Source organism: Ochrobactrum teleogrylli (assembly GCF_006376685.1).
Lineage (GTDB): Bacteria > Pseudomonadota > Alphaproteobacteria > Rhizobiales > Rhizobiaceae > Brucella > Brucella teleogrylli.
Genome location: NZ_VEWL01000002.1, coordinates 79,546 through 104,556, shown reverse-complemented (window position 1 = coordinate 104,556; position 25,011 = coordinate 79,546). Strand labels below are relative to the sequence as shown.

Sequence of the window (25,011 nt, the reverse complement as noted above, 5' to 3'; positions counted from 1 at the left end):
TGCACTCGTTCAGTCTCGATAGTTTCACGTGTTAGGGCTATTTTTAGGCCTGATACGAAAATAAATCTTAATTATATGTAAATTGCATATAATTCTAATATACTATATCGTATGAATATTTATATTGGCATTTCTACTAACTCGTTTCATTCAAAATATATTTAAAATTATAATGAGGCTATTTTGATATTGAGGTTTTTATATCAAAATCATCATATTGTTTTTCGCCGTCATCTCTACGTATATTCACTCCTAGCGGTCAATGCATTGTTCATTGTTTCGCCTCAGGTCGATTTGATTACCAGCCGATATTTTTTCAGACACGGGGATTTTTCCGCGTCGAATTCACCGGCTTGGGTGGCCCTTAGGGATTTTCACCGTGTCAGTCAGTGGTGGTTGCTGGTTGGAATGGTGGTTTTGATCGCTATCTACGCGTTGTGGCGGCGCCCCATCCATTCTATCGCCCCTCACAAGGTGCTTTATGTGCTTCTGACCTTTGCGCTTGGTCCGGGCATCGTAACGCAAAGCCTGAAGTTGCTGATCGGAAGAGTGCGGCCCCGGCACTTGCTGGAATTTGGCGGCTCAATGGATTTTACACCTGCCTGGCAAATGGCTGCGACATGTAGCAAAAACTGCTCATTTCCGTCGGGAGAGGGCGCTGCTGCGGCTGCGATGCTGTCGCTGTTGATATTCGTTCCTGAACGCTGGCGCATTGTGTCCGCCGCGATTTTCATTCCAATCCTCATGCTGGTTTCCATGAACCGTGTTTTCATGGGCGCGCATTTTCTATCGGATGTGGTGATCGCATGGAGTTTGGTGGCGGGCGTGATGTCGTGGCTCTGGCCCAGGATCAATGCCAAGGCGGAGACCATCGACAGCTGGGTTCGGCGCAAGGGGCAATTTCTGCGCCCTCGCGCTGATTGACGGCCTATCAGCAAAGGCTTAATGTCCGCGCATGTGACAGGTTTTCGCCGGACGAATCTGGTGAAACCAAGAGGGAATGCGAAGGACGGACCCAATCAGGGCGTTTCTATCGCAGCCGACCCCGCGACTGTAGAGCGGAGAGGAATGAAACCAAGCCGGGCAACCGGCAGCCACTGGAACATCACGTTCCGGGAAGGCGGTGACATTACCGACGACCCGCGAGCCAGGAGACCTGCCTGTTGCAGAAGGGTATTTTACCCGCGCCCCATGGGAGGTTTTTCCCTGCTGCCTGCACGGAGGTTGTCATGGCTGCACGTATGAATAATTCTGTCTCCGCTACTATTCCCCTGCCTTTGGCTGCGCGCCTCGGTACGGCGGTGGTCTCCCTGCTTCTCGGCGCGTTTCTTATCTATGGCGTTGGCATTGCGCATTCGGATGCGCTGCACGATTCAGCGCATGATACCCGCCATTCTTACGGTTTTCCCTGCCATTGATGCTTTGCATCGACATTGCGAGCCGCGCCCTTGGCCGGTTTGCATGGGGAAATGACCATATGTCTGTTTTTCTAGGAAGCTGACATTGCAGAGCGTCGGATAGCGTTTGCTACCGACGGGCTTTGCAGCTGGGGAATTGAAATGTTGATCCGTTATCTCTTGGCCACGCTTGCTGCGGGCCTTCTGGCAGGGCTTCTGGTGACGCCTGCCATGTATCTCAAAACCGTGCCGCTGATCATTCAGGCGGAAGTTTACGAAGAGGCGGGCGGCGGCCATAGCCACGGACCGGCGGAAGCCGCGCCGCATGAACATGCCGCCGAGACGCCTGCTCATGACCATGCGGCAACTGCCGCGCCGGCGGAAGAAGAGGCGGGAGCAGAACTGCCTTTCGGTCGCCTTGGCAATACAATCCTCGCCAATCTTGTTGCGGGTGCCGGTTTTGCACTGCTGCTTGGCGGTATCGCGCTGCTGATTGGTCGCCCGATCACCGTGCAGAACGGGCTTTACTGGGGCATGGCCGGTTTCTTTGCGGTGGCATTCTTGCCTGCGCTCGGTCTGTCGCCGGAACTGCCAGCCATGCCTGCCGCCGATCTTGCAGAGCGCCAGCTTTGGTGGATTTCGACGGTTGTTCTCAGCGGCGTCGGCCTTTATCTCATCGTGCTGCGCGGAGAAATCTGGGCAAAACTGCTCGGCCTCATCGCCATTATTGCGCCGCATCTCTATGGCGCGCCGCATCCTGAGGATATTGCGTCGCCTATTCCGTCGCTGCTTGCGTCGCAATATGCGGTCGCCTCGCTGGCGACGAACCTGTTCATGTGGGCGGTGATTGGTCTGGCGCTTGGCTGGTTCATCCAGCATTACGCCTCATCGGAACTGGAAGGCTGAAAGCATGGCTCTGCCCGGAAAAATAACCTTTGTTCTTGGCGGAGCCCGTTCAGGCAAATCGTCCTATGCCGAAAAACTGGTTGAAGCCTCCGGGCTTCAGCCGGTCTATCTGGCGACTGGTCGGGCCTTCGACGGAGAAATGGAAAGTCGCATCGCGGTGCATCGCGACCGGCGCGGCACGCAATGGCAGACCATTGAAGAGCCGTTCGAGCTGAAGGGTGCGCTTCTGCAACAGGCACAATCGTCCAGATTTGTGCTGGTTGACTGCCTGACCTTGTGGGTCACCAATCTCATGATGGCCGAACGCGACATTGCTGCGGAAGGACGTGATTTGGTGACCGCGCTTTCTGAGCTGGGCGGGCCGGTTGTTTTCGTCTCCAACGAGGTGGGTCTTGGCATCGTGCCGGAAAACCGCATGGCGCGGGAATTTCGCGATCATGCAGGCTTTTTGCATCAGGCCATCGCTGCGGCGGCAGACGAAGTTTATTTCATGGCGGCGGGCTTGCCGCTCAAGATGAAGGGATAATTTTATGCAGGGCCAAAAGATACCGGCGACCGTGATTACCGGGTTTCTCGGATCGGGGAAGACCACGATGATCCGCAATCTGCTTGAAAACGCCAATGGCAAGCGCATTGCGCTGATCATCAATGAATTTGGCGATCTTGGTGTCGATGGCGGTATTCTGAAAGGTTGCGGCATCGAAACCTGCCGCGAGGAAGACGTGATCGAACTCAACAATGGCTGCATTTGCTGCACCGTTGCGGACGATTTCATCCCGACCATGACCAAGCTGCTCGACCGCGCGGATCGCCCGGATCACATCGTCATCGAGACGTCCGGCCTGGCATTGCCGCAGCCGCTAGTCGCGGCCTTCAACTGGCCGGAAATCAAAACACAGGTTACGGTTGACGGCGTGGTGACTGTTATCGATGCTGCCGCTGTCGCCGAAGGCCGCTTCGCTGATGATCATGACAAGGTGGATGCGCAGCGCGCCGCCGATGAATCACTGGACCATGAAAGCCCGCTGGAAGAACTGTTTGAAGATCAGATTCATGCAGCCGACTTGATCGTGCTCAACAAGGCCGACCTGATCGATGCGTCAAAGCTTGACGGCGTGAAGGCCGATGTGGCCGAACGCTCGTCGCGCCGCGTCAACATGGTGCCTGCAAGCTTCGGCAAGCTCGGCGCTGATGTGCTGCTCGGCCTTGGTGTCGGTACGGAAGACGATATCGCCAACCGCAAGTCGCATCATGAAATTCATCATGCCGATGGCCACGAGCATGATCACGATGAATTCGAGAGCTTTGTGGTTGAGGCCGGTTCCGTGTCGGACCCGAAGGCTTTTGCCGAAAAGCTGAAGGGCATCATTGCCGATCACGACATTCTGCGCCTCAAGGGCTTTGTCGATGTGCCCGGCAAGCCAATGCGTCTGGTGGTGCAGGCTGTCGGCCCGCGTATCGAGCATTACTTCGACCGCCCCTGGGGCAAGGATGAAGCCCGTTCGACGCGTCTCGTTGTCATCGGCCTACATGAGATCGATGAAACCGCCATTACCAAGGCCGTGAAAGACGCAGTTTTGTAATGCATCTTCTGCTTGCCCAGAAAGGAACGATCAGCGACGGCAATGAGGCCGTCGATCTCGGCCAGACGCCGGGTGACATTCTGTTCCTTTCCGCCGCCGACACGGAGCTGGCCAGTCTTGCGCAGGCGCACCGCGCTGAGCCAAACGGGCCAAGCCTGCGGCTCGCCAGTTTTCTGAGCCTGACGCATCCTATGTCCGTCGATGCTTATGTCGAGCGGACGGTGCGTCATGCAAAGCTGATTGTCGTGCGCATTATCGGCGGTGAAACCTACTGGCCCTATGGGCTGGAAGCACTTCATGCCTGCGCTGTGAACAACGGCGTCAAGATCGCGGTGCTTCCGGGCGACGACAAGCCGGATCATGGGTTGGATCGCTTTTCGACGGTTGCAAACGCTGACCGTGACGCGTTGTGGCGCTATCTGATTGAGGGCGGCGCTTCCAACATGCGCGCTTTCCTCGATTATTGCGCCGCGCTGATCCACGGCGGCGAAAAGCCAGCCGAAGCCGCGCCACTGCTCAAGGCGGGGCTTTGGTGGCCGGGCGAGGCGGTGGTTTCGCTCGATCTCATCCGCAGTCGTTGGATCGAGAATGCACCCGTTGCGGCAATCGTCTTCTATCGCGCGCTGGTGCAAAGCGGCCAGACTCAGCCGGTTGAAGCACTAATTACGGGTTTGCAGGCGGAAGGCATCAACCCGCTGCCTCTGTTCGTCTCCAGCCTCAAGGACCGGTTGTCCGCTGCCGTGGTGGACGGTGTTTTCGAAGATTGCGCGCCGGATATCGTGCTGAACGCGACCGGTTTTGCCATTTCTTCGCCGGGTGCGGAGCGCAAGCCGACCGTGCTCGACAAACGCGGCAACATGGTTTTGCAGGTGATTTTTTCCGGCACACCGAAGGCGGTCTGGCAAGCGTCCCAGCAGGGGTTGCTGGCCCGCGATCTCGCCATGAATGTTGCCTTGCCGGAAGTGGACGGGCGCGTCCTGTCGCGTGCGGTTTCGTTCAAATCGGCGCGGCAGTTCGATGCGGCGGTGGAGGCGAATATCGTCACCCATGAGCCCGATGAAAACCGCGTGGCTTTTGTTGCGAAACTCACGGCGAACTGGGTCCGACTGAAGCGGAAGAAAGCAGCGGAACGCCGTGTGGCGCTGATCCTCGCCAACTATCCCAACCGTGACGGGCGGCTTGGCAATGGTGTCGGGCTGGATACGCCTGCCGGAACGGTCGAAACGCTCAGAGCCATGGCCGGTGCGGGCTATCAGACTGGTGAAGTGCCTGCTGATGGCGACGCGCTGATGCAGCTTTTGATGGCCGGGCCGACCAATGCCGCACGCGATGGTCGCGAGATTCGCGAAACCATTTCGCTCAATCAATACAACGACTTTTTCAAAAAGCTTCCCAATGCGATTCAGGCGGAAATCACCACCCGCTGGGGCGAGCCGGAAAGCGATCCATTCTACGACCGGGAACGCATTGCTTTTGCGCTGCCGCTGATGCTGCTTGGCGAAACGCTGACTGGCATTCAGCCCGCCCGCGGCTACAATATCGATCCGAAGGAAAGCTATCATTCGCCGGATCTGGTGCCGCCACACGGCTATATCGCCTTCTATGCCTATTTGCGCGCCGTGGCGAATGTCGATGCCATTGTTCACATGGGCAAGCACGGTAATCTCGAATGGCTTCCGGGCAAGGCGCTGGCGCTGTCGGAACACTGCTATCCGGAAGCTGTGTTCGGGCCGACGCCGCATATCTATCCGTTTATCGTCAACGATCCGGGCGAGGGCACGCAAGCCAAGCGCCGTGCGGGTGCGGTGATTATCGATCACCTGACGCCGCCTTTGACCCGCGCCGAAAGCTACGGCCCGCTGAAAGATCTCGAAGCGCTGGTCGATGAATATTACGAAGCCTCGGGCGTCGATCCACGCCGTTTGTTGCGGCTCAAGGGGCAGATTCTCGATCTGGTGCGCGATATCGGCCTCGACCGCGATGCGGGCATTCACGACCACGACGATGAAGATATGGCGCTGCAAAAGCTCGACGCCTATCTCTGCGATTTGAAGGAAATGCAGATCCGCGACGGGCTGCATATTTTCGGGCAAGCGCCTCAAGCGCGGCTTTTGACCGATCTTCTGGTGGCGCTGGCCCGTGTTCCGCGTGGTGTGCCGGTTTCGCTTGGCGGAAGTGCCGGTGACCAGAGCTTGCAGCGCGCCATTGCGGCTGATGCGGGGCTGGATGAAGGTTTCGATCCGCTGGATTGCAACATGGCCGATCCGTGGACAGGACCGAAGCCGGAATTGCTGGCCGAGGTTAGTCCGGCGACTTGGCGCATCACGGGCGATACGGTGGAACGTATTGAACTTCTGGCAGCAAAGCTTGTCTCGGGCGAGCAGGCTTGTCCACAAGACTGGCAACAGACCAGCGCTGTGCTGCAAACTATTACTGACCATCTACGGCCAAGCGTCATCGCCTGTGGTCCCGCAGAAATCGAAGGACTATTGGCTGCGCTCGATGGGTGCTTCGTGCCGCCGGGACCATCCGGCGCGCCAACGCGCGGACGGCCCGATGTCTTGCCAACAGGGCGTAATTTCTTCTCGACTGACAGTCGTGCGGTGCCAACACCTGCCGCGTGGGAACTCGGACGCAAATCGGCGGAACTGTTGGTTACCCGCTATACGCAAGACCATGGCGAATGGCCGACCTCCTTCGGTCTCACGGCTTGGGGCACATCCAATATGCGCACCGGCGGCGACGACATTGCGCAGGCGCTGGCGCTGATCGGCGTCAAGCCGGTCTGGGATATGGCCTCGCGGCGCGTCACCGGCTACGAAATCGTGCCGCCTGCAATGCTCGGGCGTCCGCGTGTGGACGTGACCTTGCGCATATCGGGCTTTTTTCGTGATGCTTTTCCCGAACAGATCGCCTTGTTCGACAAGGCCGTGCGTGCGGTGGGAGCGCTCGCCGAAGACGCGGAAGACAATCCGATTGCGGCGCGCATGGCGGCAGAGCAGGCGCGTCTTGTGACCAGCGGTGCCGATGAAAAGACGGCGCAACGCCGTGCAGGCTATCGCGTGTTCGGCTCGAAGCCCGGTGCCTATGGCGCTGGATTGCAGGCGCTGATCGACGAAAACGGTTGGGCCGGGCGCAACGATCTGGCGGAAGCCTGGCTTGTCTGGGGCGGCTATGCCTATGGCGCGGGCGAGGAGGGGCAGGCAGAGCGTGGCCTTCTCGAAGAGCGCCTGCGTTCGGTGCAGGCCGTCGTGCAGAATCAGGATAATCGCGAGCACGATCTTCTCGACAGCGACGATTATTACCAGTTCGAAGGCGGTATGGCCGCGACGGTGGAAAACCTGACCGGTGCCATGCCAACGGTTTATCACAACGATCATTCGCGACCGGAAAAGCCGGTGATCCGCACGCTTGAGGAAGAGCTTTCGCGGGTGGTGCGTGGACGCGCCTCAAACCCGAAATGGATCGCGGGCGTGATGCGCCACGGCTATAAGGGGGCGGCGGAAATCGCGGCGACGGTCGATTATCTGTTCGCCTTTGCGGCGACCACCGGAAAAGTCGGGAACCATCATTTCGAGGCAGTTTATCAGGCCTATATCGCCGACAAGGCGGTGCATGATTTCATGGCTGAAAAGAACCCGGCAGCGCTGGCGGAAACCGCCGCGAAGCTGAACGATGCCGTCGAGCGCGGTTTCTGGACGCCGCGTTCGAATTCAGCGCGGTTCATATTGGAAAATCTTCAGAAGTTGAATCCGGAAAGGGCGACAAATGGCTGAGAAATCTGAAAAACTTCTGTCGATGACGGAAGAAGAGCTGAATGCGCGCCATGCCGACAAGATGCGCAAGAAGAAGGCCGCGCGCGACAAGATACAAGCCACCAAGACCGAGGAAAAGGGTCTTGTGATTGTCCATACCGGCAAGGGCAAGGGCAAATCCACTGCTGGTTTCGGCATGGTTTTCCGCGCGCTCGGTCACGGTATGAAGATCGGTGTCGTGCAGTTCGTCAAGGGATCGTGGGACACGGGCGAACGCTGGGTTCTGGAAAAATTTCCCGATCAGGTGACGATTTCGGCATTGGGTGAAGGCTTTACCTGGGAAACGCAGGATCGCAGCCGCGACATCGCCATGGCGCGTGGCGCATGGGAACAGGCCAAGGCCATGATCATGGATGAAGAGATCGACATGGTGCTTTGCGACGAGCTGAATATCGTTCTGCGCTATGATTATCTGCCCGTGGAAGAAATCATCGAAGTGCTGAAAGCCAAGCCGGAAATGAAGCACGTCATCGTGACCGGCCGGAACGCGAAAGATGAGCTGATAGAGGTGGCCGACCTTGTCACCGAGATGGAAATGATCAAGCATCCGTTCCGTTCGGGCGTGAAAGCGCAGAAGGGGATAGAGTTCTGATCATGGTAGCAAGCTGGCAGTTCTGGGCGTTGATGTCGGCGGTATTCGCCGCGCTGACCGCGATTTTCGCAAAGGTCGGCATTCAGGGCATCAATTCGGACTTTGCAACACTGGTCCGCACCTTTGTTATTATCGGCGCGCTGTGCCTGTTTCTGACGATCACCGGCCAATGGCAAAGGCCGGGCGAGATTTCTGCCAGGTCTTGGCTGTTTCTCGTCCTGTCCGGTCTGGCGACTGGCGCGTCCTGGCTTGCCTATTTCCGCGCCTTGCAAATTGGCGATGCGGCGCGCGTCGCGCCGGTCGACAAGCTTTCGGTGGTGCTTGTTGCGCTGTTCGGCGCTGTGTTTCTCGGTGAGCGCATGTCGACTATCAACTGGTTCGGCATCGTGCTGATCGGCTGTGGCGTGGTGCTGGTGGCGCTACGGGTTTAGAACCCAACCCATTGCCGGAGCGGATTGGTCGGGTCCATCAGAAGGCGCACAGCCAGAGCGAGGCTGACCACGATCAACAGCGGCTTGATCATGCGCGATCCAACCTTCATCGCCAGACTTGCGCCAATCTGCGCGCCGATGAACTGCGCAATGCCCATGCAGATACCGATTTTCCAGTTGATGACGCCGACAGCTGCAAAAGTCGCAAAGCCGCCAACATTGGAGGCGCAGTTCAAAAGCTTCGTATGGGCTGTCGCTTTCAGCACGCCGTAGCCCGCCAGCGCCACGAAAGCCAGCATGAAAAACGATCCGGTGCCCGGACCGAACACGCCATCATAAAAGCCGATCAGCGGCACGATGGTCATGCCGAACAGGAACGGGCCGATGCGGCGGGAACGGTCGATATCGCCGATATTTGGTTTCAGCGCGAAATAGAGGGCGATTGCCATCAACAGCAGCGGCAGCGCGGCGCGCATGATTGCGACCGGCAGAACTGTTGCGAGCAGTGCGCCGAAAACCGAACCGACGAGTGAAGCAAGCGCTTCCTGCCATTGCTCGCGAATGTTCACGTAACCCTTGCGGGCATAGGCGATTGTCGCCGAAGACGAGCCGAACAGACCCTGCAACTTGTTGGTGCCAAGCGCTTCCACCGGAGGAATGCCCGCAAGCAGCAAGGCGGGAATGGTAATCATGCCGCCACCGCCGGCAATGGAATCGATGATGCCAGCGATGAACGCGGCAGCCGTCAGGAGCAGGGTGAGTGTATCGAAGAATTCTAGCATGGAGAGGGTCCGGGAACTGATGTCGCAACATAACGTTGTTTTCCCGATCCGCCAGCATTAATGATGTGCTTCTAACCACGAACCCGGAGGGGCGCCTATGAGCGAAAGCATCTTCGACCGCATTAGCGCATTTTTGAACAAGAAGAGTGCCGTGCAGCGTGTTGCCGATGATCCGGCGCTAGCTTCGGAATTGCTGCTGCTTCTGCATGTTGTGTTCGCTGATGGCGACCAGCATCCGGCGGAAATTGCTGCCTTCAAGGAAATCGCCTTCAAAAATTTCGGTATCGCGGCGGAAGATATTCCGGAAGTGGCCGAATATCTGAAGGATTTCGCTTACGAAACCACCACCAAGCAGGCCGCAAACATGCTGGCCGAAATGGCGCCCGAACGGCGTCTGTCGTTGTTGCGCGATCTGATGACGATTGCCTGCGCCGATAATCGCATCGATAAATCGGAAACGGTGCTGATCCAGCGTGTTGCCGATGTGCTGGGCATCAAGCGCGAGGAATTGCAGCGGGCGCAACGGGGCTCGCCCTGTGGCGCGTGAGGCGCAACTTGCCGTTCTGGGAATGGGCTGCTCTTCAGGCGCGACGTTAGGCGAATTGATGGCGCTTGCGGGCACTGTTCTGTCCCAGTGTGGTCTGCGCAAACCCGATATGATCGCGACACTGGCATCGAAAGCCGGTGATTCCGTTTGGGCGGAACTTGCCGCTCATTACGATTGTGCTTTGCGCTTCTTCGAGGCGGGGCGTCTGGAAGAAGAAACGCCGCGTCTCGTCAATCCTTCCCAAGCAGTGTTCCGGACTGTCGGATGCCATGGCGTGGCGGAAGCTGCCGCGCTTGCCGGGGCGGGGCCGACGGCAAAGCTCGTCGTTCACAAGACCGGCCTGCTGCACGCCACCGCTGCGCTGGCTGTGGCGGGACAAGAAAACAGGTAAGACAAGTGACCGTTCATTTCATTGGCGCCGGTCCGGGCGCGGCAGATCTCATCACTGTGCGCGGCCTGCGGCTGATCGAAAAATGCCCTGTGTGTATTTATGCAGGATCGCTGGTGCCAAAAGATGTGGTTGCTTCCGCTCCCGCCGATGCGCGCCTCGTCGACAGCTCATCCATGACGCTCGATGAAATCATCGCGGAAATGGCGGCAGCCCACGCGAAGGGGCAGGATGTCGCCCGCGTTCATTCCGGTGATCCGTCAATTTACGGCGCGGTCGCCGAACAGATGCGCAGGCTCGACGCGCTGGGCATTCCATATGATGTGACACCGGGCGTTCCCGCTTTTGTCGCCGCCGCCGCCGCGATGAAACAAGAACTGACGATCCCGGAAGTCAACCAGACGATCATTCTCACCCGCACGTCGATGAAATCCTCGGCGATGCCGGAGGGGGAAGACCTCGCCACGCTTGGTCGTTCCGGGGCCACCTTGGTCATTCATCTGTCGATCCGCAATCTTGGCAAGATCGAACGCGAACTGACGCCGCTTTATGGTGCGGATTGCCCGGTTGTGGTGGCTTATCGCGTCGGTTGGCCGGATGAACTCATCCTGCGCGGCACGCTGTCGGATATTGCCGGAAAGATCGAAGCAGCCGATTTGAAGCGGACCGCGATGATTTTTGTCGGGCGCGGGCTCGATCCGAAGAATTTTCGGGATTCGGCGCTCTATCACGAAGCGCACAGCCATGCGGCGCGCTCAAAATCCGAAGTGTAAGCGAATAAGCCGGATTGTTTCTTCCACTGTCTCCGTGACATGTTCAGCCATGACCGGAGGGCGGGCGATCATCATGACGGGCAAAGCGAGATCGCGCGCGGCCCTGATCTTGGCATAAGATGTGTCGCCACCGGAATTGCGACAGACAATCAGCCCGATGCGCTTTTCCGTCAGAAATTGCGTTTCCTGCGCGTGAGTGCCCGGTCTGGCCAGAACAATTTCACACGTCTTTGGTAAGGGCGCGTCGGTCGGGTCGATCATGCGCATGATGAAATGCGCGTCGGCACGGGTTGCGAAAGGCGCGATATGCTGACGCCCGAGCGCGAGGAACACGCGTTCGCCCGCCGGGATCAGTCTTGCAGCTTCTTCTTCATTGGCCACAGTGATCCACTGGTCGCCATTCTGCTGCACCCATTGCGAGCGCTCAAGCCGGAGCAGGGACGTGCCGGTCAATGCGGTTGCCGTCACCGCATTTTGAGAAATGCGCGCGGCATAGGGATGCGTGGCATCAATGACGTAGTCGATTTTCTCAGCCGTGATATAGGCGGCAAGACCGTCAGCGCCGCCGAAACCGCCGCTGCGCACCGGACCGGGCAGAGGTGCCGGATTGGCGGTGCGTCCCGCAAGCGAGGTCATGACTGCAACTGACAAGGCCGAAAGCTCCTGCGCCAGCCTTGCTGCTTCCGTTGTGCCGCCCAGAATGAGAACCTTGGGTTTAGACACGGGCAAGGATTGTTCCCGCCCGGTCAGTCACGATGATTTCCACATCGACAGGTGCGCCACGGAGAGTCGCGAGCGCGGTTTCCTTCGCCTTGACGGCAATCGGCGTGGCGATATCGATGCCGATTGCCTTTGTCATATCAAGCACTTCCTTGGCGGTGTTCGCAAAGAGAATCCGGTCCTTGAGGTTTCCCGGTGCGCCAGCCTGGTCGGCGATCTCTGCCAGAAAGCTCATGTCCACCTGACTGCGTGCCGAATGCAGGTCGAGCGCACCCTGCGCCAGCTTGGTGAGCTTGGCGAAGCCGCCTGCGATCGTCAGCCTGTCGATCGGGTGATCGCGCAGATATTTAAGCACGCCGCCTGCAAAATCTCCCATATCGAGAATGGCGAAATCCGGCAGATCGTAGATCGCCTGCGCGGCATCTTCCGATGTCGATCCCGTCGCGCCAAGCACATGCTTTTGGCCTGCCGCCCGCGCCACATCGATGCCGCGATGAATGGAGTGAATCCAGGCAGAGCATGAGAAGGGATGCACGACGCCGGTGGTGCCGAGGATGGAAATGCCGCCGACAATGCCAAGACGCGGGTTCCACGTCTTCTTGGCGATTTCCTCGCCGTCGGGCACGGAAATGGTGATGACAAGATCGGCAGGGAGGCCGTATTCGGCGCAGATTTCCTCGCAGATTTCGGTCATCATGCGGCGCGGAACGGGGTTGATCGCGGCTTCGCCCGGTGGAATGGGCAGTCCGGCCCGCGTCACGGTGCCAACACCTTCGCCAGCGCGAAAGACCACGCCGGTTCCGGGTGGAGCCGGAAAGACGGTGGAAATGATCGTCGCGCCATGGGTGACATCGGGGTCGTCGCCCGCATCCTTGACGATACCCGCCATGGCGTAACCTTCGCCAAGCCCCTCATAGGCCAGTTGGAAATAGGGCACTTCACCCTTCGGCAGGATGATTCCAACCGGGTCGGGAAATTCGCCGGTGATAAGCGCTGTCAGCGCCGCCTTGGTGGCAGCGGTTGCGCATGCGCCCGTGGTCCAGCCACGTCTAAGCTCGCTTTTTCCAAGCTTTTTATTGGGGTCTGCGGTTTCGTCGGTCATGGATGCCTTATAAGGTATCTGATAGCAGTGCCGCCAGATTTATTAATGGTTGAAGCGAATGAGCGGAATCGGATCGACGACAGAACGGGGCATTGCCCTGCCAGCGATGGAGCCGGGCCATGTCTGGCTGGTTGGCGCCGGGCCGGGCGACCCGGGTTTGCTGACGCTCCATGCCGTCAATGCGCTGCAACAGGCGGATGTCATCGTCTATGACGCGCTGGTGGACGAAGCCTGTTTGTCTCTGAAAAACGAACAGGCGGTGCTGGAATATGCGGGCAAGCGGGGCGGCAAGCCGTCGCCCAAGCAGCGCGATATTTCACTTCGGCTTGTGGAACTGGCGCGGCAGGGCAAGAAAGTCCTGCGCCTCAAGGGCGGCGATCCTTTTGTTTTCGGTCGTGGAGCGGAAGAAGCGCTGACGCTGGTGGAACATGGCGTGCCGTTTCGCATCGTTCCCGGTATCACGGCGGGGATCGGCGGACTGGCCTATGCGGGCATTGCCGCCACGCATCGCGATATCAACCAGTCGGTGACGTTCCTGACCGGGCACGATGCAACGGGATTGCTGCCCGACCGCATTGATTGGAATGGCATCGCAAAATCGTCACCGGTTATTGTCATGTATATGGCGATGAAACATATCGATCTCATCACGGCGCGGCTGATCGCTGCCGGACGTTCGCCAGACGAACCGGTCGCTTTTGTCTGCAATGCCAGCCTGCCGGAACAGACCGTTCTCGAAACGACGCTGGCGCGCGCGGCCAGCGATGTTGAAGCTGTGGGGCTCAAGCCGCCTGCCATCGTGGTGGTGGGAGAGGTGGTCCGGTTGCGCGGTGGTCTCGATTGGATCGCCGCCGCACAAGGCCGCCAGCTCGTCAGCGATCCCTTGCATATCAGACGCGGAGGCCAGAGCGCATGAAGGGTTTTATGATCGCCGCGCCTGCATCCGGTTCGGGCAAGACGACGGTAACGCTTGGCTTGTTGCGCGCCTTGAAGCGGGCCGATGTGGCGCTTGCGCCAGTCAAGACGGGACCAGATTATATCGATCCCGCCTATCACAAGGCGGCAAGTGGCGTGGAATGCTTCAATCTCGATCCATGGGCGATGCGCATGGAACTGATCAGCGCCCTGTCGGCACGGATGACCGAAGGTGGAAAGGTGCTAATCGCCGAGGGCATGATGGGTCTCTTCGATGGCGCGCTGGACGGGCAGGGCTCTTCCGCCGATCTGGCAAGGCTGCTCGATTTGCCGGTGGTGCTGGTGGTGGATTGCGCGAAACAGTCCCATTCCATCGCAGCTTTGGTTTCCGGTTTCAGCCGGTTCCGCAAGGATGTTTTCGTTGCGGGAGTTCTGCTTAATCGTGTCGGCAGTGCGCGCCATGAGGCCATGTTGCGTGATGCCCTGAAGCCGCTCGGCATTCCCGTTTTGGGTGCATTGTCGCGCGATGCGGCGTTGGCTTTGCCGGAACGCCATCTGGGGCTGGTACAAGCGGGCGAACATGCCGATCTCGAACGCTTTCTCGATCACGCCGCCGATATGATTGAGGCGCATGTCGATCTTGCTGCTCTGCAGCGCGTCTGGTCGGCACCGAAACGCTTCGATCCGATGGCCAATGTGCCGCGTCTTCTGCCGCTCGGCAGTCGCATTGCGGTTGCGTGTGATGATGCTTTCGCCTTTGCCTATACGCATCTTTTCGAGGGCTGGCGCAGGCGCGGGGCGGAAATTTCCTTCTTCTCGCCTCTGGCTGATGAAACCCCGTCGCCAGACGCCGATGCGGTCTATCTGCCGGGCGGCTATCCTGAACTCCATGCGGAACGGCTTGTCGCCGCGCAGAATTTCCAGAACGGTATCAGGGCTGCGGCAGCGCGCGGCGTGACGATCTATGGCGAGTGCGGCGGCTATATGGTGCTGGGCGAGACGCTGGAAGATGCCAGCGGCAAACAGCATCCAATGCTGGGTCTTTTGCCGCTGGAAACCAGTTTTTCCAAACGCAAGCTGCATCTGGGCTATCGCGTTCTGGAGCCATTGAGCGGGTCACCCTGGCAGATGCCGCTGAAAGGCCACGAATTTCATTATGCCAGCATTACGCGCGAAGGCGCGGCGGACAGGCTGTTTAAAGTCCGCGATGCGGCGGGGGTTGATGTGGGTGATGCCGGGCTGCGGGTCGGATCGGTCGCTGGTTCCTTCATGCATGTCATCGATTTTTCCGGAGACCATGCGTGACATCCAACATTGAACATGGCGGCGCGCTGGACAAGGCGATTGCGCGTTTTGGCGGTACACCGGGCGATTGGCTCGACCTTTCGACGGGGATCAATCCCGAACACTATCCCTTGCCGTTCATTTCAGCCGAGGTCTGGAACCGTTTGCCGGATGAAGGTCTGCTGCGCCAGACGCTTGAACTTGCACGAAACTATTATCGCATACCGGCAGGTGCACCTATCGTTGCCGCACCCGGCACGCAAGCGCTGATCCAGATTATTCCGACGCTGGCGCAACCTGCGACGGTCGCCGTTTTGACGCCGACTTATCAGGAACATGCGGCTTCATTCGCCGCCTCTGGCTGGCAGGTCGCGGAATGTGCTGGCATTGCCGATGTTCCCGACAGTGCGACGGTTGCGGTCATCGTCAATCCCAACAATCCCGACGGAAGGGTAATTGCTGCAGATGAGCTGCGCGCTCTGGCCCGGACTTTGGGCGCGAGAGGTGGTTTTCTGGTGGTGGATGAGGCTTTTGCCGATCCGCATCCCGAAGTCAGCGTCGCGGCGCTGGCCTCCGACGAGCCTCTGATCGTACTGAAATCCTTCGGCAAGTTTTTCGGCCTGGCTGGCGTGCGTCTGGGGTTTGCCGTCGCGCAGGCTGGAATTGTCGACACGATCACGCGGCGCCTGGGTCCTTGGGCCGTGCCGGGACCGGCGCTTGTCATCGCTTCCGACGCTTTCGCGGGTGGCGAGACATTGCAGGCGTTTCGCAGGCGGATAGACATTCGGCGTCGGGAACTTTCCGATGTGCTTGCGCGATGCGGATTGTGGGAAGTCGGCGGCACCGCGCTGTTCTCGTTGGTCGCGCACGACAATGCGCACGGATTGTACGGGGCATTGTGCGAAAACCATATTCTCGTCCGCAAATTCGCCTATGCTCCGCATTGGCTGCGCATCGGCCTTGCCAATGACGATGCAGATCTTGCGCGTCTGGAACATGCGCTCATTCAATGTCTCGGAAAAGCAGCTTGAAAAAGTGATTCATGAATCTCGGTTAAATCCATGGAAATAAAGCTGATTATCCTGTCGCTGGCGCTCATCCTCGACCGCGTCGTCGGTGATCCGCCGCAGCTGTGGCACAGGCTGCCGCATCCGGTGGTGCTGTTCGGCAAGGCAATTTCCTGGGGTGAGAAGCGTTTCAACGACCGCACGCTGCCGGACGCGGTCCTGCGCCGGAACGGCATGTGGCTGACCATCGCGCTGGTCACGGCCTGTATTCTGCTGGGACTGGCGATCGAAAGCCTGCTGCCCTTTGCGGACTCTGCCGGGGCCGTGGCGGAAATTCTCATCGTGGCGGTGCTTCTGGCGCAAAAGAGCCTCGCCGATCATGTCGGGGCGGTTGCGCGCGGGCTGCGCGACGCGGGCATCGACGGCGGGCGCAAGGCGGTTTCGATGATCGTCGGGCGCAATCCCGATCAGCTCAGCGAAGGCGGCGTCAGTCGCGCGGCCATCGAAAGTCTGGCGGAAAACGCCTCGGACGGCATTATTGCTCCGGCATTCTGGTTTCTTGTTGGCGGTCTGCCGGGACTGTTCGCCTACAAGATGATCAATACCGCCGATTCGATGATCGGCCATCTCAATGATCGCTATCGCCACTTCGGTCGTTTCGCTGCGAAGCTGGACGATGTTGCCAATTATATTCCGGCGCGCTTGACTGGCCTTCTGGCCGCGCTTGCAACTGCACTGACCCGGAGCAGGGGAGCAGCAAAGGCAGCGTTTTCGGTCATGCGCAGCGATGCGCGCCTGCATCGTTCGCCCAATGCGGGCTGGCCGGAATCCGCTTTTGCCGGTGCGCTTGATCTGGCGCTCGCCGGTCCGCGTCAATATGGCGAAGAGAAAGTGGAAGGGCCGATGCTCAATGCATCGGGCAAGCGCGAAGCTGACGCAACGGATATCGACGCGGCGCTGGACCTGTTCTGGGCGACGATGAGCCTGCTGACTGGCCTCGTCATCGTCGCAAGCCTCGCCGGACTTATCTATCGGCTGGTATGAAGCGCGAACCCTCGTAGCGCTGCAAGCGGTTCGGATTGTCTGTCCGCATGCCGTTGCCGTCGAACTTGATCGTGCCAAGCACCGTTTCGAAGGATGTATGGCGCAGCGTGTCGAGCACTGGCTGCTTTTGCTCATCGGCTTTGCTGACGGCATCGGCGGCGATCTGCACCGTTGCATAGCCGGTGATCGCATAGGCTTCGACAAAACGCCCCGCCTGATGAAGCGCGTCGATTGCCGGTTTTGCGGTTGGCAAATCCTGCGGCTTCAGCGGCGCGGTCATCAATGTGCCTTCGCTCAAGCGTTGTGCGCCGGGCGCAGCGTCCAGCAGGCTGCCGCCCGCAATGACCAGCGGATAATTGAGCGAAGCAGCACTTGCGCCAATGGCGGCAATGTCGTCGCGTTCGCCGCCGACGTAGACATGGGTGGCGCCAGCGCGCTTGAGGCGGGCAACCAGCGCGTTTTGGTTTTCCAATCCGGGGCGATAGGTATCGATGAAAACCGGCTGTAGCTGCTGCTCTTTCAAGCTGGCAAGAACCCGGCTTGCGCGCTCACGGCCTTCAATGGTGCCATCATCGATCACCGCGAAGGGCTGGGCGCGCCACAGACTGCCGAGAAAACTCGCCGTCGCCTGCGTTTCCTTTTCCAATCCCGTGCTCAGGCGGAACACCGGCAGGGGCGTTGCGGCGCGGCGCTCGACAAGGGTTTGTTCGCTGACGCCGGATATGATCACCGGAATGTTGCGTTCGGCCAGAAGCGGGGCTGCGGCTTCGAGAGATTCGGCGCAGAGAAAGCCCGATGCGATGCGGACATTTTGCGCAATGAAGCGTTCTGCCGCCTCCTTGCCACCTTCCGCGTCGCAACGGTCATCGAAAATGACCAAGTCTGTGCTTCGTGTTTCGGCAGCCGCACGCGCGCCCTGCGCAAGCTGGTTGCCCAAGGGGGCGAAAGTGCCCGTCAAAGGTGCCGCCAGACCGATCCGGATGTTATCCGCATACGCCAATCCCGATCCTGCCAGCAACAGCATGGCAAGGCTTGTCAGAGTGGCAATGGGAAGCTTCCCAGACTCAATCACGTTATCGGTCTTCTTTATACAATTCGTGGCAATGTGATCGAAAAGTGGGTAGCGGTTTCCGCGCCTTTGTGCAATGCCCGTAATCTATGCCAGTATTTCGGCTAAATATTACGGTCGGCAACGGATCGATTCTGACGTGCAAACGATAAATAACATCATCTCCAGTGCGGCATCTGTGGAGCCCAAGGCTTACCGCGATGCCATGAGCCACTATGCCGGCGCGGTGCAAATCGTGACGACCGATGGCCCGGCAGGACGGCGCGGCCTGACATTGACGGCGGCCTGTTCGGTATCCGACGCTCCCGCGACAGTTCTGATCTGCCTTCAGAAGGTTCATGAAGACAATCGCCTGTTCATCGAAAACGGTGTCTTCGCAATCAACACGCTGGCGGGAACACATCAGCAACTGGCCGACGCCTTTTCCGGGCGCATCGGGCTGACGCAGGATGAGCGCTTTGAGCTGGCGACGTGGGACAGGTTTGCCACCGGCGCGCCCGTGCTGAGCGATGCGCTGGCGGCTTTCGACTGCCGGGTTGTCAGCATTCAGGATCATTCGACGCATCATGTGCTGTTTGGCGAAGTGATCGGCCTGCGGTCCAATGCCGATGCATCTGCGCTCATCTATCTGAACCGGCGCTATCACACGCTCGAATTGTGATCGGCTGACTGGAGGGGAGGAGGCAGAATGAAAATGCGATTGAACGCAACAGCGCAGGCTGGACTTGGGGGCATGGCAGCGCTGCTGTTGTCGGTGTCCGTAGCTTGGGCACAAGGGCCACTGCCGCCTTTCAAGGATGATGCCTTCGCCTATCCCGGCGTGTTGAGCAGCGCCGATGGCGGCGACTATAAAATCATTGATTACAACGAGATGCGCGACATCAATGGTCGCGATAGCGTGCCGGAAAAGCGCGTAAAGGACAGCTATGTCTCGCTGAAAGCGCGCGCCTATCAAAAGGATGTCACCTTTCAGACCGCGGCGGGGCCTGTGAAGGCCATGGTCGCTGGCAAGCAGCAGGGCGCATCCTTCATCGTAATCTATCTGCACGGTCGCGGCGGTAATCGCTTGCAGGGGATGAATGATTTCACCTTTGGCGGCAATTTCAACCGCGTCAAGAATTTGGCCGCGTTGAATGGCGGTCTCTATGTCACGCCGGATTTCAAGGATTTCGCGACTACGGGCGAAGCGCAGATTGCGGGGCTGATCGAGGCCTTGAAGGCGTCGTCGCCTTCCGCACCGCTGATCCTGTCCTGCGGTTCGCAGGGTGGTTCGCTTTGCTGGCGCATCGCGTCCAATGAAAAGGCTGGCGGAGAGCTTGCCGGGCTCATTCTGTTGGGTTCGCTGTGGGACGACGGTTTCTTCACATCGGCGACATTCAAGCGGCGTGTGCCGGTCTTCTTCGGACATGGCAGCCGCGATCCGGTTTTCGCCATTGACCGGCAGGAAGCTTTCTATCGGGAAATTCGCAAACGCGCGCCGGGCTATCCGGTACAGTTCCGGCGGTTCGAGTCCGGCAATCACGGTACGCCCATCCGCATGACCGACTGGCGGGAGATGCTGAACTGGATTCTCGCAAAACAGTGACGACAGTTTTGTGGATGCGAATCGAAATTCCGGCTCTGTGGCGTTCCTGCCACTCGACAATCGGCTAAAACCGAATAGTTATCGAAATTAAAATTTTACCTATCCAGCAGACCTAATGAGGAAGACCATTATGTACGGACGAGTCCGCACCGGAGCCCGTTTCCTTGCAATCGCCATGTTGGCCCCGCTTGCTGCCGCCTGTACGACGACCGCGCCGGTTGCCATCACCCCCGGCAAGACCGATTCCCCGGTGCCAGCGGCCAGCTCCTCGCTGCCAAGCTTCATTCCGACTCCGGTTAAGACGGTCGACTATTCCCTGGCGCAGCCTTGCATCACTGCCGCCGCCAACAAGTATTTCCTGCCGGAACGCGTGATCAGCGCTGTCGATTCCCGTCCGGGCGCCAATGGCGGCACGGATGTGGACCTAAAGGTCGATCTGCGCACCGCAGTCTGCCAGCTGACCGCCAAGGGCGGCGTGCGCGCGGTTATCGACACTTCGCCGAAGAGCGCCGATCAGGTTGCCGCTGAAGCTGCTGCCGCCAAGGCCGACGCAGCCGCAGCTGTCGCGCCGAAGAAGGCCAAGGCAAAGAAGAACTGATTCATTAAACTTGAATAAGTTACGAAAAAGGCAGGGATTTCCCTGCCTTTTTGTTTGATCATTTGTCCGGCTTTTCGCCGTACCAGCGTGGCGTATAGACCCATTCGCCGCCCGTTGCTCGCTCAAACCGCTGCGTATGAGACGAGCCGACGATCACCACCGTGCGCATATCCACATCGTCGGGCGTCAATTGCCGAAGCGTGGTGACGCGCATTGTCTCCGCCGGTCTGCCGATATCGCGGCCTAGCACAACCGGCGTTTGCGGAGCGCGATGCTGGCGCAGAATTTCCAGCGCACGGCCCAGCTGATGCGGACGGGCTTTGGAAATAGGATTGTAAAATGCCATGGCGAGATCAGCTTCTGCGGCCAGCGTCAGACGTTTTTCGATCACGTCCCATGGTTTCAGATTATCGGACAGCGAGAGAATGCAGAAATCATGGCCGAGCGGTGCACCGCTGCGGGACGCTGCTGCCATCGCAGCCGAGATGCCCGGCTGAATGACCAGTTCCACACCATGCCATGCAGGGTTGTCGGTTTCGTGCAGCGCCTCGACCACGGCAGCCGCCATGGCGAAAACGCCGGGATCGCCAGACGAAACCATCGCCACCGTGCGGCCTGAGGCGGCCAGTTCGAAGGCATGGCGCGCGCGCTGCATTTCCTCGCGATTATCGGTCATATGCACGGTCTGACCAGCATGAAACGGCCCGGCCATGCGCACATAAGTCTCGTAGCCGAGAATATCTTCGGCCTGTTCGAGTTCGCGCTGCACGGCGGGCGTCATCAGATCCCGTGATCCGGGGCCAAGCCCGACCACGACCAGCTTTCCGCGTTTGCGCCCAATCCGCAGCACGTCAGCAGGGGCAGGAGCGACGGCCAGCACGAGGCCGCCCGCTTCGATCAACCGCAGCGGCTGCTCGACTGAAAGATGAGCAAGTGAAAGCGCAGTGTCAGCCGACGGCACAAAGCGTAGCTCTGCGCCGAGTGCGCCTGCCGCTTCATGGATTTGCTGCACAGCGCAGTGACGTTCATGGGCCAGCAGCAGCGCGAGCGATGATCGTGCGAGGCCCGTTTCGTCGAACGCCCGTGTCATTGCTTCCGCAAGATCGTCGGTCGGCTGGTCGATGGCGACGGCCACGACCTGCGGATGATAGATGAGCTCATCCGGCAGCGGCGTGCGTTTTTCCGGCGTGATGCTGACGGTGAGCCTGCCATCGTCGGCGAAAGGCAGCTTCGACGTCTGTACCCAGCGGGAGCGTCCGTTGAGGCGCAGTTTCGCACCTGCCAGAAGATCGGACGTGAAGGCTTTCGCCGCATCCGGATTGGCGAGCGTCAGTTCCGCTGGCGGGTGCAGGAGATTGATTCCGAAGCGCAATTCGCCGGAGGTGGTGATCGCCGGGGCGACCTCCAGTGCGGCGGCGATGGTTCGCGCCGTGTCGTTGACGCCGGACAGCCCGCCGAGAAGCGGCACCACGGCGCTGCCGTCTTCGGCAATCACCAGAACGGGCGGCTCTATGCGCTTGTTCTGCAAAAGAGGCGCCAGTGCGCGGATGACAATACCGGCGGCGCAGAGCGCGATGACCGGTCGGCCTTCTTCATAAAGGGCGCGTATGGTGTCCCCGAAATGGGCAAATGTCCTGTCGGCACCCGTGACGCGATCCTGAAGTCCAAGCACCTCGGCCTGATCGAGCGCGGCGGCAATGCGGCGTGCTGTTACGGTCGCCGCTTCCGCCAACACAACGATAGCCGGCTTCATGCGCCGTTCCATTTCTGGCCAGGAACAAGGATGATCGAGAAATAGGGGCAATCGCTGCCGCTGACGTCCGACAGCGGCACGATGCGCTGATTGGCCATGGTGGCGCGCTCGACATAAAGCGCGCGGTCCATCAGGCTAAGATCGGTCAGCACATCGCGAACCTTGTCGAGATTCTTGCCGAGTTTCATGATGGCGGCGGCACCAGTATCGGCCAGCCTGCGCTTCAGTTCGTCGGCTTCCATGACGCCGGAAAGGATCGACAATGTCTGGTTGCGATAGACAAGCGGCGCGCCAAGCACAGCCGAAGCGCCGAGCACCGAACAAACACCCGGAACCACTGTGGTTTCATAGCTTTCAGCCAACCGGTCATGAATATACATGAACGAGCCATAGAAGAACGGGTCGCCTTCCGCGATCACGGCCACATCCTGTCCCTGATCGAGATATCCGGCGATTGTCGTGGTGATCTCGCCGTAAAAATCGCTGACGATCTGCTCATAATCCATGTGCGCGGGCAGTTTTTCCGTAGTCACCGGATAGATGAGCGGCACCAGAACCTGTTCCGGCGAGAGATAGTCCTCAACAATGGTAAGGGCATTGCCCTTCTTGCCCTTGGCAGCGTGATAGGCCACCACCGGCGCTGATTTTAGCAGCCGAAGCGCCTTCAGTGTGATGAGTTCAGGATCGCCGGGGCCGACACCCAGACCGAAAAGCTTGCCTTTTGTCGTCATTATTCGCGCTCCGAAGCCAGAGCATTGACCGCCGCCGCGGTCATGGCACTGCCGCCGCGTCGTCCGCGCACGATGACATAGGGCACGCCGCGACTATTGGCGGCGAGTTCGTCCTTCGATTCCGCCGCACCGACAAAGCCGACCGGCATGCCGATGATAAGCGCTGGCTTTGGCGCACCGGCATCCAGCATTTCGAAAAGCCGGAAGAGGGCGGTTGGGGCATTGCCGATGGCGACGATGCTTCCTTCGAGATGCGGCAACCACAAATCGAGCGCGGCGGCAGAACGGGTGTTGCCGATTTTCTTCGCCAGTTCAGGAACGGAAGGGTCGTTCAGCGTGCAGATGACCGGGTTGTCGGCAGGCAGGCGCGAGCGGGTGATACCTTCGGCGACCATGCGTGCATCGCAGAGAATCGGTGCGCCTTTGGCAAGCGCCTGTTTGCCAGCCAGACCTGCACCTTCCGAAAAAGCGATGTCGCTCACCACATCCACCATGCCTGAAGCATGGATGACGCGCACGGCGAGTTTTTCGAGATCGGCAGGGATGCGGCTCAGATCCGCCTCGGCGCGGATGATGGCGAAAGAGCGGTCATAGATGGCCTGCCCGTCGCGAATGTAATCAATCATGGTTTCCGCTCTGGTGAGTTGAGAAGGCGCGCGGCAGCGTCAATAGTCACGTCAGTCGCCAATAGCCGCCCGAAACGGGATGGTCCAGCCTTGTCTGCAAAAAAGACATCGTAGCGGCCCGGAGAGCGCGCCAGAAGCGTGTGCGGAAGCGGCGCAAGCGCGGCGCAGGACTTGGCGCAGCCAGTGAGATGGACCGCGTCCGGGCTATCGACGTCAAGAAACGAGGCCAGTTCTTTCGCATCGGTCTGCGTGTCGGAGAGGGCAGAGGCGCAACCCTTTGACCCGGTACAACTGCGCAGTCGTGATTGCGGTGCCTGCGCATCGGTCGCAAGGCCGAGCGTATGCAATTGCCGGAGAACCTTGTCGCAATGTGCTGCATCGACATTTGGCAGGATCACGCCCTGCCAAGGCGTCAGCCGGATTTCCCCGCCGTTGACCTTTTGTGAAAGGGCACCGAGTGCCTGCAGTTGCGTCGTATCGAGCCGCCCCAGAAGCGGCATAGCGCCGATGTAGAGCCGTCCGTCAACCTGAACGTGGGCTCCCAGATGGGCGCATGGGCGGGGTTGCCGCCGTTGCCAATTGGCAGCGGAATCGACCGGAAACGGAAGGCTGGCAATCAGTTCTTTCAAAAACTCTTCGACAGCAAGGGTTTCGAAGAGTTGCTTCATTCGCGCCGCGCCTTTGGAGTGGGCAAGAAATAATCGCAGCGCTGCTTCTATAAAGGGCAGCGCATCATCGATTTCCACGCTTCCCAATGCGGTTCCATCGGGCGACGAAGCAAAGCCGAAAGCAAAAATACGACCGTCATCTGTTGCGGATAGCCAAATGTCACCCGGATGAGCAATCATGGCGCAAGCTTCGCCGCCATCGATCTGGAACGAGAATTTTGGCGACAGCGCATGATGGTCGGCGTTGTTCTCAAGCGCTGCCAGCAATTGCCGCGCTAGCGGCGTGACATCGCAAGCTTGATCGCGGTCTATACCGGATGTGGGGCTGACCATGACGTTGCGAATGTCATCCGCAGCGGGGTTATCGGCACCAAAACCTGCTTGATAAAGTGCTGTGACTGCTTGTTCCCAGTTCTCAGGCGCGATGGCGCGCAGCTGGATATTGGAGCGAATCGAAAGTTCCACAGCGCCGGGACCGAATTTTTCGGCAATCTCGGCCAGCGCAAAAGCCTGATCGGCGGTGAGCCGTCCGAGCGGCAGTTTGATGCGCGCAATGGCACCGTCGCGCGCCATAACCATGCGCGACAGGCCGGGACAGGCATTTCGCCTGTCAAACGGTTCGGTCTTTGTCGCGGTGGTCTGCTGGTTCAACATGATTGCCTTATACGCCGCCCGTGCCGGGCCGGAAAGTAGGA

Annotated in this window: 26 protein-coding genes and 1 riboswitch; of the genes, 18 read left to right on the top strand and 8 right to left on the bottom strand. The window is 59.3% G+C overall.

What is annotated here, in order from left to right:
- Nucleotides 1–183 precede the first annotated feature (183 nt).
- The 8 genes from FIC94_RS04630 to FIC94_RS04595 all read left to right on the top strand — a co-directional run bounded on the left by FIC94_RS04630 (nt 184) and on the right by FIC94_RS04595 (nt 8,724).
- Nucleotides 184–924, top strand: coding sequence for a phosphatase PAP2 family protein (locus FIC94_RS04630; RefSeq protein WP_210237285.1), 741 nt, complete (start codon nt 184–186; stop codon nt 922–924).
- 21 nt (nt 925–945) lie between these two features.
- A riboswitch (cobalamin riboswitch) is annotated at nt 946–1,178 on the top strand.
- 51 nt (nt 1,179–1,229) lie between these two features.
- The gene (locus tag FIC94_RS04625) at nt 1,230–1,418 is read left to right on the top strand and encodes a CbtB domain-containing protein (protein ID WP_109369293.1); all 189 of its coding nucleotides are present in this window, start codon (nt 1,230–1,232) and stop codon (nt 1,416–1,418) included.
- A gap of 141 nt (nt 1,419–1,559) precedes the next feature.
- Nucleotides 1,560–2,303 (top strand): CbtA family protein, encoded by a 744-nt coding sequence (locus FIC94_RS04620; protein WP_140024113.1) that lies wholly within the window; start codon nt 1,560–1,562, stop codon nt 2,301–2,303.
- A gap of 4 nt (nt 2,304–2,307) precedes the next feature.
- On the top strand, nt 2,308–2,829 hold the full coding sequence (cobU, locus tag FIC94_RS04615) for a bifunctional adenosylcobinamide kinase/adenosylcobinamide-phosphate guanylyltransferase (RefSeq protein WP_140024111.1): 522 nt from the start codon (nt 2,308–2,310) through the stop codon (nt 2,827–2,829).
- A gap of 4 nt (nt 2,830–2,833) precedes the next feature.
- A complete protein-coding gene (gene cobW, locus FIC94_RS04610) occupies nt 2,834–3,886 on the top strand; it encodes a cobalamin biosynthesis protein CobW (RefSeq protein ID WP_140024109.1) in 1,053 nt (350 codons plus the stop codon).
- Nucleotides 3,886–7,662 (top strand): cobaltochelatase subunit CobN, encoded by a 3,777-nt coding sequence (gene cobN, locus FIC94_RS04605; RefSeq protein WP_140024107.1) that lies wholly within the window; start codon nt 3,886–3,888, stop codon nt 7,660–7,662. The genes cobW and cobN overlap by 1 nt, the downstream gene beginning before the upstream one ends.
- A complete protein-coding gene (gene cobO / locus FIC94_RS04600; protein WP_109369288.1) occupies nt 7,655–8,293 on the top strand; it encodes a cob(I)yrinic acid a,c-diamide adenosyltransferase in 639 nt (212 codons plus the stop codon). The genes cobN and cobO overlap by 8 nt, the downstream gene beginning before the upstream one ends.
- A 2-nt stretch (nt 8,294–8,295) precedes the next feature.
- Nucleotides 8,296–8,724, top strand: coding sequence for an EamA family transporter (locus FIC94_RS04595; protein ID WP_140024105.1), 429 nt, complete (start codon nt 8,296–8,298; stop codon nt 8,722–8,724).
- Here FIC94_RS04595 and FIC94_RS04590 read toward each other — a convergent pair.
- Nucleotides 8,721–9,506 carry a TSUP family transporter gene (locus FIC94_RS04590; protein WP_109369286.1) on the bottom strand — a complete coding sequence of 262 codons (786 nt, stop codon included), beginning with the start codon at nt 9,504–9,506 and terminating at the stop codon, nt 8,721–8,723. The genes FIC94_RS04595 and FIC94_RS04590 overlap by 4 nt on opposite strands.
- 97 nt (nt 9,507–9,603) lie before the next feature.
- Between FIC94_RS04590 and FIC94_RS04585 the strand changes: the two genes are divergently transcribed.
- From FIC94_RS04585 to cobM, 3 genes are read left to right on the top strand one after another with little or no spacing between them, the layout of a single operon-like run.
- The gene (locus FIC94_RS04585) at nt 9,604–10,053 is read left to right on the top strand and encodes a tellurite resistance TerB family protein (protein WP_140024103.1); all 450 of its coding nucleotides are present in this window, start codon (nt 9,604–9,606) and stop codon (nt 10,051–10,053) included.
- A gap of 22 nt (nt 10,054–10,075) precedes the next feature.
- Entirely contained in the window at nt 10,076–10,444 is a 369-nt protein-coding gene (locus FIC94_RS04580; RefSeq protein WP_140024348.1) for a cobalamin biosynthesis protein, read from the top strand.
- A 5-nt stretch (nt 10,445–10,449) separates the two neighbouring features.
- A complete protein-coding gene (gene cobM, locus FIC94_RS04575; RefSeq protein WP_109369283.1) occupies nt 10,450–11,214 on the top strand; it encodes a precorrin-4 C(11)-methyltransferase in 765 nt (254 codons plus the stop codon).
- On the opposite strand, the gene FIC94_RS04570 is transcribed toward cobM, so the two are convergent.
- Together FIC94_RS04570 and FIC94_RS04565 are read right to left on the bottom strand one after the other, a co-directional pair.
- On the bottom strand, nt 11,197–11,943 hold the full coding sequence (locus FIC94_RS04570; RefSeq protein WP_140024101.1) for a cobalt-precorrin-6A reductase: 747 nt from the start codon (nt 11,941–11,943) through the stop codon (nt 11,197–11,199). The genes cobM and FIC94_RS04570 overlap by 18 nt on opposite strands.
- Complete coding sequence (locus tag FIC94_RS04565; RefSeq protein WP_140024099.1) at nt 11,930–13,036, bottom strand: cobalt-precorrin-5B (C(1))-methyltransferase; 1,107 nt, start codon at nt 13,034–13,036, stop codon at nt 11,930–11,932. The genes FIC94_RS04570 and FIC94_RS04565 overlap by 14 nt, the downstream gene beginning before the upstream one ends.
- Before the next feature lie 58 nt (nt 13,037–13,094).
- Between FIC94_RS04565 and cobA the strand changes: the two genes are divergently transcribed.
- The 4 genes from cobA to cbiB are packed head-to-tail and all read left to right on the top strand — an operon-like array spanning nt 13,095 to nt 17,286.
- Nucleotides 13,095–13,952: a uroporphyrinogen-III C-methyltransferase gene (cobA, locus tag FIC94_RS04560; RefSeq protein ID WP_140024097.1), complete on the top strand. Its 858-nt coding sequence runs from the start codon at nt 13,095–13,097 to the stop codon at nt 13,950–13,952.
- Nucleotides 13,949–15,256: a cobyrinic acid a,c-diamide synthase CobB gene (locus FIC94_RS04555; protein WP_140024096.1), complete on the top strand. Its 1,308-nt coding sequence runs from the start codon at nt 13,949–13,951 to the stop codon at nt 15,254–15,256. The genes cobA and FIC94_RS04555 overlap by 4 nt, the downstream gene beginning before the upstream one ends.
- Nucleotides 15,253–16,266, top strand: coding sequence for a threonine-phosphate decarboxylase CobD (cobD, locus tag FIC94_RS04550; RefSeq protein ID WP_140024094.1), 1,014 nt, complete (start codon nt 15,253–15,255; stop codon nt 16,264–16,266). The genes FIC94_RS04555 and cobD overlap by 4 nt, the downstream gene beginning before the upstream one ends.
- Before the next feature lie 30 nt (nt 16,267–16,296).
- Nucleotides 16,297–17,286 (top strand): adenosylcobinamide-phosphate synthase CbiB, encoded by a 990-nt coding sequence (gene cbiB / locus FIC94_RS04545; RefSeq protein ID WP_140024092.1) that lies wholly within the window; start codon nt 16,297–16,299, stop codon nt 17,284–17,286.
- Here cbiB and FIC94_RS04540 read toward each other — a convergent pair.
- Entirely contained in the window at nt 17,267–18,358 is a 1,092-nt protein-coding gene (locus FIC94_RS04540) for a branched-chain amino acid ABC transporter substrate-binding protein (RefSeq protein ID WP_371830890.1), read from the bottom strand. The two genes, cbiB and FIC94_RS04540, sit on opposite strands and share 20 nt — an antisense overlap.
- Before the next feature lie 136 nt (nt 18,359–18,494).
- Here FIC94_RS04540 and FIC94_RS04535 point away from each other — a divergent pair, with 136 nt between their 5' ends.
- The 3 genes from FIC94_RS04535 (at nt 18,495) to FIC94_RS04525 (ending at nt 20,538) form a co-directional block, all read left to right on the top strand.
- Nucleotides 18,495–19,016: a flavin reductase family protein gene (locus FIC94_RS04535; RefSeq protein WP_140024091.1), complete on the top strand. Its 522-nt coding sequence runs from the start codon at nt 18,495–18,497 to the stop codon at nt 19,014–19,016.
- A 33-nt stretch (nt 19,017–19,049) separates the two neighbouring features.
- Nucleotides 19,050–19,940, top strand: a complete 891-nt coding sequence (locus FIC94_RS04530; RefSeq protein ID WP_140024346.1) for an alpha/beta hydrolase — start codon at nt 19,050–19,052, stop codon at nt 19,938–19,940.
- A gap of 130 nt (nt 19,941–20,070) precedes the next feature.
- The gene (locus FIC94_RS04525; protein ID WP_109369275.1) at nt 20,071–20,538 is read left to right on the top strand and encodes a hypothetical protein; all 468 of its coding nucleotides are present in this window, start codon (nt 20,071–20,073) and stop codon (nt 20,536–20,538) included.
- Nucleotides 20,539–20,596: 58 nt separating this feature from the next.
- Here the strand turns inward: FIC94_RS04525 and cobJ are convergent, their stop codons facing one another.
- The 4 genes from cobJ to cobG are packed head-to-tail and all read right to left on the bottom strand — an operon-like array spanning nt 20,597 to nt 24,970.
- Nucleotides 20,597–22,291, bottom strand: a complete 1,695-nt coding sequence (cobJ, locus tag FIC94_RS04520) for a precorrin-3B C(17)-methyltransferase (protein WP_180917906.1) — start codon at nt 22,289–22,291, stop codon at nt 20,597–20,599.
- Entirely contained in the window at nt 22,288–23,022 is a 735-nt protein-coding gene (locus tag FIC94_RS04515) for a precorrin-2 C(20)-methyltransferase (RefSeq protein WP_140024087.1), read from the bottom strand. Before FIC94_RS04515 ends, cobJ begins: the two co-directional genes overlap by 4 nt.
- Nucleotides 23,022–23,648, bottom strand: a complete 627-nt coding sequence (locus tag FIC94_RS04510) for a precorrin-8X methylmutase (RefSeq protein ID WP_109369272.1) — start codon at nt 23,646–23,648, stop codon at nt 23,022–23,024. The genes FIC94_RS04515 and FIC94_RS04510 overlap by 1 nt, the downstream gene beginning before the upstream one ends.
- Entirely contained in the window at nt 23,645–24,970 is a 1,326-nt protein-coding gene (cobG, locus tag FIC94_RS04505) for a precorrin-3B synthase (protein WP_140024086.1), read from the bottom strand. The genes FIC94_RS04510 and cobG overlap by 4 nt, the downstream gene beginning before the upstream one ends.
- Between the last annotated feature and the right edge of the window lie 41 nt (nt 24,971–25,011).

Coding starts and splice junctions, on each gene's coding strand:
- cobA (WP_140024097.1), top strand. CDS start 13,095: ATGAGCGGAATCGGATCGACGACAGAACGGGGCATTGCCCTGCCAGCG.
- cobN (WP_140024107.1), top strand. CDS start 3,886: ATGCATCTTCTGCTTGCCCAGAAAGGAACGATCAGCGACGGCAATGAG.
- FIC94_RS04525 (WP_109369275.1), top strand. CDS start 20,071: ATGTACGGACGAGTCCGCACCGGAGCCCGTTTCCTTGCAATCGCCATG.
- FIC94_RS04625 (WP_109369293.1), top strand. CDS start 1,230: ATGGCTGCACGTATGAATAATTCTGTCTCCGCTACTATTCCCCTGCCT.
- FIC94_RS04565 (WP_140024099.1), bottom strand. CDS start 13,036: ATGACCGACGAAACCGCAGACCCCAATAAAAAGCTTGGAAAAAGCGAG.
- FIC94_RS04590 (WP_109369286.1), bottom strand. CDS start 9,506: ATGCTAGAATTCTTCGATACACTCACCCTGCTCCTGACGGCTGCCGCG.
- FIC94_RS04515 (WP_140024087.1), bottom strand. CDS start 23,022: ATGACGACAAAAGGCAAGCTTTTCGGTCTGGGTGTCGGCCCCGGCGAT.
- FIC94_RS04580 (WP_140024348.1), top strand. CDS start 10,076: ATGGGCTGCTCTTCAGGCGCGACGTTAGGCGAATTGATGGCGCTTGCG.
- cobJ (WP_180917906.1), bottom strand. CDS start 22,291: ATGAAGCCGGCTATCGTTGTGTTGGCGGAAGCGGCGACCGTAACAGCA.
- FIC94_RS04595 (WP_140024105.1), top strand. CDS start 8,296: ATGGTAGCAAGCTGGCAGTTCTGGGCGTTGATGTCGGCGGTATTCGCC.
- cbiB (WP_140024092.1), top strand. CDS start 16,297: ATGGAAATAAAGCTGATTATCCTGTCGCTGGCGCTCATCCTCGACCGC.
- cobO (WP_109369288.1), top strand. CDS start 7,655: ATGGCTGAGAAATCTGAAAAACTTCTGTCGATGACGGAAGAAGAGCTG.
- FIC94_RS04555 (WP_140024096.1), top strand. CDS start 13,949: ATGAAGGGTTTTATGATCGCCGCGCCTGCATCCGGTTCGGGCAAGACG.
- FIC94_RS04530 (WP_140024346.1), top strand. CDS start 19,050: ATGCGATTGAACGCAACAGCGCAGGCTGGACTTGGGGGCATGGCAGCG.
- cobG (WP_140024086.1), bottom strand. CDS start 24,970: ATGTTGAACCAGCAGACCACCGCGACAAAGACCGAACCGTTTGACAGG.
- FIC94_RS04510 (WP_109369272.1), bottom strand. CDS start 23,648: ATGATTGATTACATTCGCGACGGGCAGGCCATCTATGACCGCTCTTTC.
- FIC94_RS04585 (WP_140024103.1), top strand. CDS start 9,604: ATGAGCGAAAGCATCTTCGACCGCATTAGCGCATTTTTGAACAAGAAG.
- cobU (WP_140024111.1), top strand. CDS start 2,308: ATGGCTCTGCCCGGAAAAATAACCTTTGTTCTTGGCGGAGCCCGTTCA.
- cobW (WP_140024109.1), top strand. CDS start 2,834: ATGCAGGGCCAAAAGATACCGGCGACCGTGATTACCGGGTTTCTCGGA.
- FIC94_RS04620 (WP_140024113.1), top strand. CDS start 1,560: ATGTTGATCCGTTATCTCTTGGCCACGCTTGCTGCGGGCCTTCTGGCA.